Source organism: Pseudomonas sp. G11-1 (assembly GCF_024031555.1).
GTDB classification, from domain to species: domain Bacteria; phylum Pseudomonadota; class Gammaproteobacteria; order Pseudomonadales; family Pseudomonadaceae; genus Halopseudomonas; species Halopseudomonas bauzanensis.
Genome location: NZ_QEYQ01000001.1, coordinates 1,173,486 through 1,185,685 on the forward strand (window position 1 = coordinate 1,173,486; position 12,200 = coordinate 1,185,685).

11 protein-coding genes are annotated in these 12,200 nt (G+C 62.5%); 5 read left to right on the forward strand and 6 right to left on the reverse strand.

Annotated elements, in window-relative coordinates; genetic code table 11:
* Window positions 1-119: 119 nt before the first annotated feature.
* From trxA to DHB74_RS05435, 4 genes are all read left to right on the forward strand, one after another.
* Window positions 120-446, forward strand: coding sequence for a thioredoxin TrxA (trxA, locus tag DHB74_RS05420; RefSeq protein WP_036989038.1), 327 nt, complete (start codon window positions 120-122; stop codon window positions 444-446).
* 209 nt (window positions 447-655) lie between these two features.
* Window positions 656-1,921: a transcription termination factor Rho gene (rho, locus tag DHB74_RS05425; RefSeq protein WP_036989037.1), complete on the forward strand. Its 1,266-nt coding sequence runs from the start codon at window positions 656-658 to the stop codon at window positions 1,919-1,921.
* Window positions 1,922-2,088: 167 nt separating this feature from the next.
* Entirely contained in the window at window positions 2,089-3,555 is a 1,467-nt protein-coding gene (gene ubiD / locus DHB74_RS05430; RefSeq protein WP_136868757.1) for a 4-hydroxy-3-polyprenylbenzoate decarboxylase, read from the forward strand.
* On the forward strand, window positions 3,555-4,544 hold the full coding sequence (locus DHB74_RS05435; RefSeq protein WP_036989034.1) for a 2Fe-2S iron-sulfur cluster-binding protein: 990 nt from the start codon (window positions 3,555-3,557) through the stop codon (window positions 4,542-4,544). Before ubiD ends, DHB74_RS05435 begins: the two co-directional genes overlap by 1 nt.
* 80 nt (window positions 4,545-4,624) lie before the next feature.
* Here DHB74_RS05435 and DHB74_RS05440 read toward each other — a convergent pair whose 3' ends face one another.
* The 6 genes from DHB74_RS05440 to DHB74_RS05465 form a co-directional block, all read right to left on the reverse strand.
* Window positions 4,625-5,866 (reverse strand): heme biosynthesis HemY N-terminal domain-containing protein, encoded by a 1,242-nt coding sequence (locus tag DHB74_RS05440; protein ID WP_036989033.1) that lies wholly within the window; start codon window positions 5,864-5,866, stop codon window positions 4,625-4,627.
* Window positions 5,859-7,058, reverse strand: a complete 1,200-nt coding sequence (locus DHB74_RS05445) for a uroporphyrinogen-III C-methyltransferase (protein WP_499160946.1) — start codon at window positions 7,056-7,058, stop codon at window positions 5,859-5,861. Before DHB74_RS05445 ends, DHB74_RS05440 begins: the two co-directional genes overlap by 8 nt.
* Window positions 7,059-7,068: 10 nt before the next feature.
* Complete coding sequence (locus tag DHB74_RS05450; RefSeq protein ID WP_036989032.1) at window positions 7,069-7,830, reverse strand: uroporphyrinogen-III synthase; 762 nt, start codon at window positions 7,828-7,830, stop codon at window positions 7,069-7,071.
* Window positions 7,827-8,765 carry a hydroxymethylbilane synthase gene (hemC, locus tag DHB74_RS05455; protein WP_036989031.1) on the reverse strand — a complete coding sequence of 313 codons (939 nt, stop codon included), beginning with the start codon at window positions 8,763-8,765 and terminating at the stop codon, window positions 7,827-7,829. Before hemC ends, DHB74_RS05450 begins: the two co-directional genes overlap by 4 nt.
* Window positions 8,766-8,843: 78 nt before the next feature.
* On the reverse strand, window positions 8,844-9,593 hold the full coding sequence (locus DHB74_RS05460; RefSeq protein WP_036989030.1) for a LytR/AlgR family response regulator transcription factor: 750 nt from the start codon (window positions 9,591-9,593) through the stop codon (window positions 8,844-8,846).
* A gap of 17 nt (window positions 9,594-9,610) precedes the next feature.
* Window positions 9,611-10,672: a sensor histidine kinase gene (locus tag DHB74_RS05465; protein WP_280164809.1), complete on the reverse strand. Its 1,062-nt coding sequence runs from the start codon at window positions 10,670-10,672 to the stop codon at window positions 9,611-9,613.
* A gap of 93 nt (window positions 10,673-10,765) precedes the next feature.
* Between DHB74_RS05465 and argH the strand changes: the two genes are divergently transcribed.
* Entirely contained in the window at window positions 10,766-12,163 is a 1,398-nt protein-coding gene (argH, locus tag DHB74_RS05470) for an argininosuccinate lyase (protein WP_499160947.1), read from the forward strand.
* The last annotated feature ends 37 nt before the right edge of the window (window positions 12,164-12,200 follow it).

Here is a 12,200-nt window from a genome sequence, read left to right on the forward strand (position 1 = left end):
TCCGCATGCTGCGACAACATGGTGTGATCACGCGGAGATGACCACGCGTTTCACAGTTGCGCAGGGTGATGCTATCATCCTTTGCATTGCACCTAGCGAACCTTTCCCTGGAGAAACTCATGAGTGATTTGATCGTGCACGTCACCGACGGCAGCTTCGAAGCCGAAGTGCTGAAGGCCGACGGCCCCGTTCTGGTTGATTATTGGGCTGAATGGTGTGGTCCGTGCAAGATGATTGCCCCCGTTCTGGACGATATCGCCCGGGACTACGAAGGCAAGCTCAAGATCTGCAAGCTGAATATCGATGAGAACGCCAATACCCCGCCGAAATATGGCGTACGCGGTATTCCCACACTCATGCTGTTCAAGGACGGCAATGTGGAAGCCACCAAGGTGGGCGCCCTGTCCAAGTCCCAACTGGCCGCTTTCCTCGACAGCAATATCTGAGCTACCCGGCATCCCCGGTCTACCGGGGATGCATTTTTCTTTCCCCTGGTTATAGACGTCACCGCGCAGCGGTGCTAGATTTGCATTCCAACTCCCTGTCGCACCCTGCGGCAATTGGCTTCCCTACTTGCCAAATTCATCGCCCCATCCCATATGGCGGCTGTTTACTAACCCCGTCCTGCCGAAAGACGCCACAACTCACCGAACCTATGAACCTGACTGAACTCAAGCAAAAACCTATACCCGAACTGCTGGAAATCGCCGACCAGATGGGCCTGGAAAATATGGGCCGATCGCGCAAACAGGATGTGATCTTCGGCATTCTGAAGAAGCATGCCAAGAGCGGCGAAGACATCCACGGCGACGGCGTGCTGGAAATTCTGCAGGATGGTTTCGGTTTTCTGCGCTCAGCCGATTCGTCGTACCTGGCCGGCCCCGATGACATCTACGTGTCGCCCAGCCAGATTCGCCGTTTCAACTTGCGCACCGGCGATTCCATTTCCGGCAAGATCCGCCCACCGAAGGATGGTGAGCGCTACTTTGCGCTGTTGAAGGTCGACTCGATCAACTTCGACCGCCCGGAAAACACCAAGAACAAGATCCTGTTCGAAAACCTGACCCCCCTGTTCCCTGATGATCGTCTGAAGATGGAAGCCGGTAACGGTTCCACCGAAGACCTGATGGCGCGGATCATCGATCTGTGCGCCCCGATCGGCAAGGGTCAGCGCGGTCTGCTGGTAGCACCGCCGAAGGCCGGTAAGACCTTGATGTTGCAGAACATCGCCTCGAACATCGCCCGTAATAATCCCGAGTGCCACCTGATCGTCCTGTTGATCGATGAGCGCCCGGAAGAAGTGACCGAGATGCAGCGCACCGTGCGCGGTGAAGTGGTTGCCTCAACCTTCGATGAGCCGCCGAGCCGTCACGTACAGGTCGCCGAGATGGTGATCGAGAAGGCCAAGCGCCTGGTTGAGCACAAGAAAGACGTGATCATCCTGCTCGACTCCATTACCCGCCTGGCTCGTGCCTACAACACCGTCATCCCCAGCTCCGGCAAGGTGCTGACCGGTGGTGTCGATGCCCACGCCCTGGAAAAGCCCAAGCGTTTCTTTGGCGCTGCGCGGAACATCGAGGAAGGCGGTAGCCTGACCATTATCGCCACCGCACTGGTCGATACCGGCTCGAAGATGGATGAAGTGATCTACGAGGAATTCAAGGGCACCGGCAACATGGAGATCCACCTGGATCGCAAGATTGCCGAGAAGCGTGTCTTCCCTGCCATCAACATCAACCGCTCCGGCACCCGTCGCGAAGAATTGCTGACCAGCGAAGACGAGCTGCAGCGCATGTGGATTCTGCGCAAGATCTTGCACTCCATGGATGAAATCGCTGCTATTGAATTCCTCCTCGACCGCCTGAAAGATACCAAGACCAACGACGAATTCTTCCTGTCGATGAAGCGCAGCAAGAACTGACCCGGCTGGAAGCGGCACGTTGCAAACGGCAAGCCGGCCTCGCAGGCTTGCCGTAGTTCCACTGCCTGCAGCACCCAGCAGTCGGATGCCGCACTCCACACCCCATTCACGGGCGGCGGCTGGGTATCCATCAGCTCGCCGCTTGAAGCTTGAGGCTTGAAGCTGCCATGCAATATTCCGATCTTCGTGATTTCATCAAGGGCCTGGAACAGCGCGGTGAACTGAAGCGCATCCAGACACCCGTCTCCCCCATCCTGGAAATGACCGAAGTCTGCGACCGTACCCTGCGCAAGGGCGGCCCGGCGCTGCTGTTCGAAAACCCCACCGGTTTCGACATGCCAGTGCTCGGCAACCTTTTCGGCACTCCCGAGCGGGTGGCACTGGGCATGGGCGCCAATGACGTCAGCGAGCTGCGGGAGATCGGCAAACTGCTGGCCTACCTCAAGGAGCCCGATCCGCCAAAGGGGCTGAAGGATGCCTGGTCCAAGCTGCCGCTGGTGAAGAAGGTCATCTCCATGGCGCCCAAGGTGGTACGCGACGCGCCCTGCCAGGCCACCGTGATCGAAGGTGATGACGTGGACCTGTCGCAGATCCCGGTGCAGACCTGCTGGCCCGGCGATGCCGGTCCGCTGATCACCTGGGGGCTGGTAGTGACCCGCGGGCCGAACAAGGACCGACAGAACCTGGGCATCTATCGCCAGCAGGTGATCGGCCGCAACAAGGTAATCATGCGCTGGTTGAGCCATCGGGGCGGCGCGCTGGACTTTCGCGAGTGGTGCGAGAAGCATCCCGGCGAGCCCTTCCCGGTAGCGGTGGCGCTGGGCGCCGACCCGGCGACCATCCTCGGGGCGGTGACGCCGGTGCCTGATACCTTGTCCGAATATGCCTTTGCCGGCCTGCTGCGCGGTCAGCGTACCGAACTGGTCAAATGCCGTGGCTCCGAGCTGCAGGTACCGGCCGGTGCGGAAATCGTGCTCGAAGGGGTGATTCACCCCGGCGAGATGGCCGACGAAGGCCCCTTTGGGGATCACACCGGTTATTACAACGAGGTGGACAGTTTCCCGGTGTTTACCGTGGAGCGCATCACCCAGCGGGAAAAACCGATCTATCACAGTACCTACACCGGCCGGCCGCCAGATGAACCGGCGGTGCTGGGCGTGGCGCTGAACGAGGTGTTCGTACCGATCCTGCAAAAACAGTTTCCGGAGATCACCGACTTCTACCTGCCGCCCGAGGGCTGCTCCTACCGCATGGCGGTAGTGTCCATGAAGAAGCAGTACCCTGGCCATGCCAAGCGGGTGATGCTCGGCGTGTGGAGCTTCCTGCGCCAGTTCATGTACACCAAGTTCGTCATCGTGGTGGACGATGATATCAATGTGCGCGACTGGAATGACGTGATCTGGGCTATCACCACCCGCATGGACCCCAAGCGCGATACCGTGATGATCGACAACACACCGATCGATTACCTCGACTTCGCCTCGCCGGTCTCCGGCCTGGGCAGCAAGATGGGCCTGGATGCCACCAACAAGTGGCATGGCGAAACCACCCGCGAATGGGGCACGGCGATCACCCAGGACCCGGCCGTGAAGCAGCGGATCGATGCCATCTGGTCGGAATTGGGAATAGATTGATGAAAGTGACTCTTCAGCCTTCGGGGCATGTAATCGAGCTGTTGCCCGGCGAGCGCATCATCGATGCCGCCCGCCGCCTGGGCTTCGATGCACCGCAGAGCTGTCGCAACGGCAATTGCCATATCTGCACCGCCAACCTGATCAGCGGCCGGGTACTGCAACACGGCACCGAGCGCCGCGGTGGCGAGCTGTTCACCTGCATTGCCGAGCCGCTGGAAGATTGCGTCGTACAGTGGGACAACGTGCTGGCGCCGGACGAGCTGCCGCTGCGCAGCCTGGCCTGTCAGGTGCTGGATATCCAGGATCTGGGCGGCGATGTCTGCCGGCTGCTGCTGCGCACACCGGCCGGCAAGCCCCTGCGCTACCATGCCGGGCAGTATCTGCTGCTGGAGCGCTTCGATGGCGAGCTATCGGCCTTCTCCATCGCCTCGGCGCCCCATGAAGAACGGCTGCTGGAATTGCATATTCTGGTTCGTGAGCAGAATACCGTCACGCTGGTGGAGCATATCCGTCAGCAGGGCATCGCCCGCATCAAGGCGCCCTTGGGCGACAGCTGCCTGCCGCGCCTGCCACAGCGCCCGCTGGTGCTGATTGCCGCCGGTACCGGTCTGGCGCAGATACAGAGCCTGACCCAATACTGCCTGCAGCAAGGCTTCATCCAGCCGATTCACTTGTACTGGGGAGTCCGCCAGCCCGAGGACTTCTACCAGGCGCCGCATTGGGATCATTGGCAGCAGCAAGCCAATGTCTATCTGCACAAAGTAGTCAGCGATGCACCGGACTGGAGCGGCCGCCAAGGCATGCTGCCCGAGGCCGTATGTGAGGATCTGGCCGAGCTGGGGGATTACGAGTTCTTCCTGTGCGGCTCGCCAGCAATGGTCTACGGCACGCTGGATGCTCTGCTGGCTGCTGGGGCAGTGGAGCAGCAGATCCATTCGGATGTGTTTGCCTATGCCCCGCGCGAGGCGTTGCCGGTAGAGCCGAACTAACTCGCCGGCAGCTTTTCGGCTCAGGGAAGGCAAGACCGAAAAGCTTCGCGGCCAAGGCCGCTCCCACAAGAAGCACTCCGTTACAACAGCGCTTTCCCCGGCTGCGGCAGTTCCGGCAGATCATTCACCATCAGCGCAAACCCCTGACGCAGCATCTGCTGGCTGGCCTGGTGTTCACCCATGTGCTCCAGCAGCCTGACCAGCTCGGCGCAGGTCTGAATATCCCGGCGGCTGGCGAAGCTGGCTTCCAGATACTCCCGCGCCTTGCCCCACAAGCTGTTACGCAACGACAACCGCCCCAGCGCCAGTAGCAGAGTGGCGTCATGGGGATGGTCCGGCAACCATTGCTCTGCGGCAGCCAGCTGGCGCGCCGGGTCGGCACCGCGTACCAGGCCGTAGATATGCACCAGACGATCGTTGTAGCTGTGCGTCAGCGCTTCGCGCAGGGTCTTTTCCGCATGCACCTCAGCCCCGGAAGCACGCAGCTGCAAGCAATAGGTCTCGATCAGCGCCACATCCTGCCGGTGCGGTTTGGGCAAACGCTCCCAGACACTGCTGACCGGGTTGGCTTCCCCGTCGGGCAGCCGCTGGCCACGCTGCCCGGCCTGACTCAGCAGGGCGATGTAGACCTGACGCTCCAGCGCCTGCTGATCCGCCTCACCGTACAGCTGGTGCCGACGTAGTTCCGGCAGCAGCTGTTCCAGCCGCTCCCAGTCTTCCAGGCGCAGATACAACTGGCCCATCAGTTTCAGCGCATACAGATGCTTGGGATGCTCCTTGCGGACCCGGGTCAGGGTTGCCAGCGCCTGTTCCAGTTGACCACGCGCCATCTGCAGTTGCGCCTGGGTGACGGCAATGGCGACATCGGCGTTGGGGGTGGTCTCATAGGCTTCGCGCAGCAGGTTATCGGCTTCGCGGTAATCTTCCAGCTCGTGGGCCGCGCGTGCCGCCGCCAGATAATTGATCAATGGCTGTTCGGCATGCGGCGCGGCGCGGCGCAACAGCCGCAGACTGTTGGACCAGTGGCCTTCGGCAAACTCCAGCAGCCCGCGGGTAGTCACCTGGCTGGCACGGCGACTGCGGTTGCGCCGGGACCAGGGATTGACCCGGCGACTGGAGGCATTGATCAGCCGCACCAATGCGCGCAGCAGCGCCAGCAGCAGCCACAGCGCCAGCACGAAGGCCAGGCCGACCCAGATGCTGGTCTCGATGGACATATTGCGCCAGGCAATCAGCAGATAGCCTGGGTCCTCGGCAACCGCCATGCCCAGCAGGGCGGCGATCAGCACCACTACCAGCACGGCGATGTAGCTTTTACTCATCAGCGCTTTCTCCCCTGCTGGCGGGCGCATTGCGGCTCTGGATATAAGCCGCCAGACCCTGCTGCAGCGCCGCCAGATCCGGCGCGATGATGGTGATGCGCTGCTCGGCCAGTTGCTGCAGCCGGTTCTGCATCGCCCGCACCTGCGGGTTGTCCAGTTCGAAGAACTGCTCCAGCATGCCGCTGGCGTGTTCCAGGCTGTCGCGGTAGATATCGCCCTCGCCGCGCAGCACTGCCCACTGAGCTTGCTCCAGCGTCAGTTGCAGGGTGCGGCGGATACGCTGCATCTCCGCTTCGTCAAGCAGCGGGGTGATGACCTTGCCGCGCTGGAAGTCGACCCGCACATAGCGCTCCAGGCGCATCAGCATGCGTTCACCGCGGGTGCGGCGGGCCAGGCGATCCTCGAACTCCTCTTCGGGCGTCACCTCATCAGGATCGAATACCGGCACCGGCAACGCGGTCAGATTGGCCACCTGGTCGTGCAGCGCCGCCAGCTTGAGATATAAACCGGAGCGGTCCACCACCGGCAGTGCCTCCAGTTCGGTCTGGTAGCGGGCCAATTGTTCGCGCACGGCAAACACGCCGCTATCGGGCTGGGCCTGCAGGATATGATCCACCGCTTCCAGCAACTGTCGCGCCGAGGTCACGTCCTGGGCCGCCAGCAGCCGCAGGGAGGCCAGGCGCAGCAGATACTCAGCCTCGGCCAGCTTCCAATCCGCCCGGGCATCACCCTGCAACGTATCCAGCCGTTGATTGAGGGCCTGCTGGCTGCGCTGCATGTCTGCCGTCAGACGCCGCAGCTGTTGCCACTCCTCGCTCGTCGGCAGCCCGGCCAGCCGCTGTTCAGCGCTGCGCTGATCCTGGCGCTGGGTATTGCGCAACTCGGTAAGCTGGTTATTCAACTGCTGCTGTTGGCCCTGCGCCAGCTGCTGGGTCTGATACCACTGCCAGCCGGACAGGCCCAGGGCAGCCAGGCCCACCAGCAGCGCGAGTATGGACACACCGCGCCCACCACCTTTGCCCGAGCCATGCTTGTCTCGCGAACGCGGCGAGGTCGGCGGTGGCGTCGCTCCGCTGCCGGTCACCTGGTCGCGCTTGTCCGATGTGCCGGCGCTCGTTTGTACCGGCGGCGTCACGGTAGTGTCGGTGGCAGGTTCGCCGGTGCCCTGATTATTGTCTTTAGTCGGTTCCACGCGTTTCCCCTTATGGCGTGAGCGGATGCGCCGTCACAGCTGCCAATACACTGTCATCATCTGCCCCTTGGCAAACGATAACATCTGTACAGCCCAGCTCGCGGGCCAATCTGGCCACCCGCGCTCCCGGTACCCAGCATCGCCAATGGCGCTGCTGTTCCCATGTCGTTCCGGCCGCGCGCTGCCAATGCTGCAGCGCCTGACCACTGAGTATCACTATTGCCCTCGCGCCCTGCTCGGCCGCCACGGCAAGATCCTGCGCCAGCGTCGCTGGCATGTTGCGCTCGTAAAGCTCCAGCAGATCCACCCGGCCACCTGCGTCACGGATGGTTGCCGCCAGATGCTCACGCCCGCCTACCCCGCGCCAGATCAGCACACGCAGATCCGGCAGACTCAACAATCGCTGCCAGGCCGGCAGACGCAGCAGCGCTTCACTGTCCTGGCCATCCAGCGGGATTTGCACCGGCAGGCCGTAATCTTCCAGCACCGCCGCGGTTCCCGCGCCCACCGCAAACCACTCGATGGCGGCTGGCGGTTGCGGCCACAGCGCATCCATTCGCTCCAATCCCAGCCGCGCTGCGACCGGGCTGACCACCATCACCGCGTGGTAGCGGTCCAGTTCCAGCATCAGGCTGCGCTGGGCGCCGGTTTCCGCCTGCGGATCGATCTGCAGCAGTGGCAGGCTGACGGTGGTAACGCCCTGTGCCTGCAGACGCCCGGCGAGGCGGCGATTGTCGTTATCCGAGCGAGTCAGCAGCAGCGCTGCGCTCACTGCCCGTCCGCCTCCCGGTAGACCGCATCCAGAATTTCCTGCGCGCCCTGGCGCAGCAAGTCTTCCGCTACCGCCACGCCCAACTGCTCGGGTTCGGCCTCTGGACCACGGGCTTCGGCGGTCAGCAGACGCTCGCCGTTCGGATCACCCACCAGTCCGCGCAGCCAGATTTCGCCATTGGCGCGCTCGGCATAACAGGCGATCGGCACCTGGCAACCGCCGTTCAGATGATTGTTCAGCGCTCGCTCGGCGCGCACCCGCAGGGCACTGTCGAGATCATTCATCGGCACCAGCAATGCTTGCAGTTCGGTGTCGTCGCTGCGGCATTCGATACCCACGGCGCCCTGGCCGCCGGCGGGCAGGCTCAACTCCGGCGGGATGCAGCTGCGGATGCGCGCATCGAAACCCAGCCGCTTGAGCCCGGCCGCGGCGAGGATGATGGCGTCATATTCGCCGGCATCCAGCTTGGCCAGGCGGGTGTTGACGTTGCCACGCAGAAAGCGGATCTGCAGATCCGGGCGCCGGGCCATCACCTGGGCCTGGCGACGCAGGCTGGACGTGCCGACCACGCTGCCCTGGGGCAGTGCGTCGATGGATTCGTAGGTATTGGAAACAAAGGCGTCGCGCGGGTCTTCCCGCTCGCAAATGACGTACAGCCCCAGCCCTTCGGGAAACTGCATGGGCACGTCCTTCATGGAGTGCACGGCCAGGTCGGCCTCGTTCGCCAGCAATGCCGTCTCCAGTTCCTTGACGAACAGGCCCTTGCCGCCAATCTTGGCCAGCGGGGAGTCCAGCAGCTTGTCGCCGCGACTGACCATGGGGACCAGGCTGACGGTCAGCCCGGGATGCAACTGTTCAAGACGCGCCTTCACATACTCGGCCTGCCACAGGGCCAGGGCGCTCTTGCGGGTGGCGATTCGCAGATGTCGACTCATGGGATTCTCGCTGTCTACCAACAGGCATGATACGCGATGCCCCGTCCATCATCCACGCGGGGTAGTGACGCAGGCCCGTCACAATTCTTCCATCAGCTTGCGCAATCCCGGTACGTGACGGCGACTGACCGTCAAGGTCTCATCCGGCAGCCCCTTGAGGTGCAGGTGAAAGTGCCCCATGGAGCTGCGCTGCAGCCGGCCAATACGGTTACGTGCCACCAGTGCATTGCGGTGGATGCGTACGAAATGGCTGCCGAACTCGTCCTCAAGGGCCTTGAGCGGCTCGTCCAGCAGCAGCTCTCCCTCGCTATGACGCAGGGTCACGTATTTGTGGTCGGCGACGAAATACAGCACATCCTCGATCGGTACCAGCTCCACACCCTTGCGGGTGCGGGCGCTGATATGGCTGCGTGCCTGCTGCGTCTCGCTGGCGATACCAGCCTTGCCCAGGCTGGCCAACTGCAGGCGGTTGAGCTTCTGCGCCTTGCCCAGCGCATCGGCCAGGTCCTCGCTGCGCACCGGCTTGAGCAGGTAGCCAACAGCGCTGACGGCGAAGGCTTCCAGGGCATATTCCCCATGGGCGGTGCAGAACACCACCGCCGGCGCATCGGTCATTTCGCATAGCCGCGCTGCTGTCTGCAGGCCATCCATACCCGGCATGCGGATATCCAGCAGGACAATATCGGGATGCAGTTTCTCAACCAGCTCCAACACCTCATGCCCGTTGCTCGCCATGTCCGGCAAGACGGTATACCCCGGCAGGGCCGAGACCTGTCTGGCCAGGCGCTCTCGGGCAAGAGGCTCATCATCGGCGATAAGTACTTTCATGCCTGAATGACTTCCTGTTAAGTGGACGGTTGCCTACAAGGATAGACCAGCCTGCTGAAGTAGCGCGGCCCATCCTGCCACGCCTCCACCCTGGCGGCGGGTCCGAACAGGGCAGCGAGGCGGGCGCGGATATTATTCAGCGCCATGCTGGCTCCTCGATGCTCTGATTGCTGTGGACAGCTGTTGGATACCAGCAGTTCAACGCAGCCCTCACGATAGTGCCCTGCGACGATAATATCGCCACCCTGGATGCTCGGCTGCAAGCCATGCAAAATGGCGTTTTCCAGAAGTGGCTGCAGGGTCAACAGCGGCATCGGCAGGCTTTCCGGCAGCTCGTTCACTTGCCAGTCGATACGCAAGCGTTCGCCCAGGCGGTACTGCTCGATGCGCAGATAACCACGACACAGCCGATATTCCTCCCCCCAGGTTGCCAGCGCTTCGGTGTCGGCCAGGTTGGCGCGGAACAGATCGGACAGATCAAGCACGGCGGTTTCTGCCTTGTGCGGCTGGCTGCCGATCAGGCTGACGATGCTGTTGAGGCTGTTGAACAGAAAGTGGGGCCGGATACGCGATTGCAGCGATTGCAGGCGCGCCTGCAGGGCAGCCTGATTGTGCAGCTGCCATTGCTGCTGCAGATAGAAATAGCGCAGCAGCATGCTGGTCATGATCAGCGCAATCAGCCCATGACGCAGCAATTGATCGCCATGCAACGGCGGCACACCGACCATCCCCTGATAGAGCACCCAGTCGGCCACCACGGTGAACAGCAGCGCCAGCCCAACCACCACCGTGTAGCAACAGGCGATCGCCAAGCCCAAGGGGCGACGGCGCATCCACGGCCGCAGGCGGCATAACAGCGCCGCGGACAGCAGCACTATCCATTGTACGAATAACGATGCCATCGCCAGCTGCAACCAGTCGAAACCTGCCGTGGCCGGCTGCGCCAATACCCACACCAGAACCATGAGTTCTGCCAGCACCACCAGGGTGAACACCGCTACCGATGAGCACAGGTCGGGGAGAAAGAAATCCTCCCCTGCCTGGGGCTTGCTCAATAATGTCCAGAATCCATTCTTCATCCGCGCAGTCTCCGCCAGCCGGGCGCCATGGTGCAAGTACAAATGATATCCTATGTGTCTTCTTTCCAATTCTGCAGCGGAACCATCCGACCCATGAGCCAAGATCAGACTACCAACCAATCCTGGGGCGGCCGTTTCAGCGAACCGGTGGACGCCTTCGTCGCCCGTTTCACTGCCTCGGTCGATTTCGACAAGCGCCTGTACAAGCATGACATCCAGGGCTCCATTGCCCATGCCACCATGCTGGCGAAGGTTGGCGTGCTCAGCGACAGCGAGCGCGACAGCATCATCGACGGGCTGCGTGCGATCCAGGGCGAAATCGAGGCCGGACAGTTCGATTGGCGGGTGGATCTGGAAGATGTACACATGAACATCGAGGCACGGCTGACCGAGCGCGTCGGCATCACCGGCAAGAAGCTGCATACCGGCCGCTCGCGCAATGATCAGGTCGCCACCGATATCCGCCTGTGGCTGCGCGAAGAGATCGACATCATCGTCGCTGAACTGGAGCGCCTGCAACGCGGTCTTCTGCAACAGGCCGAGCAGCACGCCGAGGTGATCATGCCCGGCTTTACCCACCTGCAAACCGCCCAGCCGGTCACCTTCGGGCATCATTTGCTGGCCTGGTTCGAGATGCTCTGCCGCGACCGCGAACGTCTGCTCGATTGCCGCAAGCGGGTCAACCGCATGCCGCTGGGCAGCGCCGCCCTCGCCGGCACCACCTACCCGATCGATCGCCAGCTGACCTGCGAGCTGCTGGGTTTTGATGCGGTATCCGGCAACTCGCTGGATGGTGTATCCGACCGCGATTTCGCTATCGAATTCTGCGCCGCCGCCGCGCTGGCCATGATGCACCTGTCGCGCTTCTCCGAAGAGTTGGTACTGTGGACCAGTGCCCAGTTCAACTTCATCGAGTTGCCCGACCGCTTCTGCACCGGCTCCTCGATCATGCCGCAGAAGAAAAACCCCGACGTACCCGAGTTGGTACGTGGCAAGTCCGGCCGCGTTTACGGCCACCTGATGGGCCTGCTGACCCTGATGAAGAGCCAGCCGCTGGCGTACAACAAGGACAATCAGGAAGACAAGGAGCCGCTGTTCGACGCTGCCGACACCCTGCGTGACAGCCTGCGCGCCTTTGCCGACATGATCCCGGCGATTCGGCCCCGCGTGGAAGTGATGCGCGAAGCGGCCCGCCGCGGCTTCTCCACCGCCACCGACCTGGCTGACTATCTGGTACGCAAGGGCCTGCCCTTCCGCGACTGCCATGAGATTGTCGGCCATGCGGTGAAGTACGGGGTGGACAGCGGCAAGGATCTGGCGGAGATGAGCCTGGATGAACTGCGCCGCTTCAGCGACCAGATCGGGCAGGACGTGTTCGAGGTGTTGACCCTGGAAGGCTCGGTGAATGCCCGCGACCATATCGGCGGCACCGCGCCAGCCCAGGTCAGAGCGGCCGTACAGCGTGGTCGCGAGTTGCTGGGCGACAGCTGAACGAGTCGCTCCGTGGAGGGCCTCCCCCGGCGGCGAT

Excerpts from the sequence above, each read along its gene's own strand:
- argH (WP_499160947.1), top strand. The coding sequence starts at position 10,766 with ATGAGCCAAGATCAGACTACCAACCAATCCTGGGGCGGCCGTTTCAGC.
- DHB74_RS05460 (WP_036989030.1), bottom strand. The coding sequence starts at position 9,593 with ATGAAAGTACTTATCGCCGATGATGAGCCTCTTGCCCGAGAGCGCCTG.
- trxA (WP_036989038.1), top strand. The coding sequence starts at position 120 with ATGAGTGATTTGATCGTGCACGTCACCGACGGCAGCTTCGAAGCCGAA.
- DHB74_RS05440 (WP_036989033.1), bottom strand. The coding sequence starts at position 5,866 with ATGAGTAAAAGCTACATCGCCGTGCTGGTAGTGGTGCTGATCGCCGCC.
- rho (WP_036989037.1), top strand. The coding sequence starts at position 656 with ATGAACCTGACTGAACTCAAGCAAAAACCTATACCCGAACTGCTGGAA.
- ubiD (WP_136868757.1), top strand. The coding sequence starts at position 2,089 with ATGCAATATTCCGATCTTCGTGATTTCATCAAGGGCCTGGAACAGCGC.
- DHB74_RS05435 (WP_036989034.1), top strand. The coding sequence starts at position 3,555 with ATGAAAGTGACTCTTCAGCCTTCGGGGCATGTAATCGAGCTGTTGCCC.
- hemC (WP_036989031.1), bottom strand. The coding sequence starts at position 8,765 with ATGAGTCGACATCTGCGAATCGCCACCCGCAAGAGCGCCCTGGCCCTG.
- DHB74_RS05465 (WP_280164809.1), bottom strand. The coding sequence starts at position 10,672 with ATGAAGAATGGATTCTGGACATTATTGAGCAAGCCCCAGGCAGGGGAG.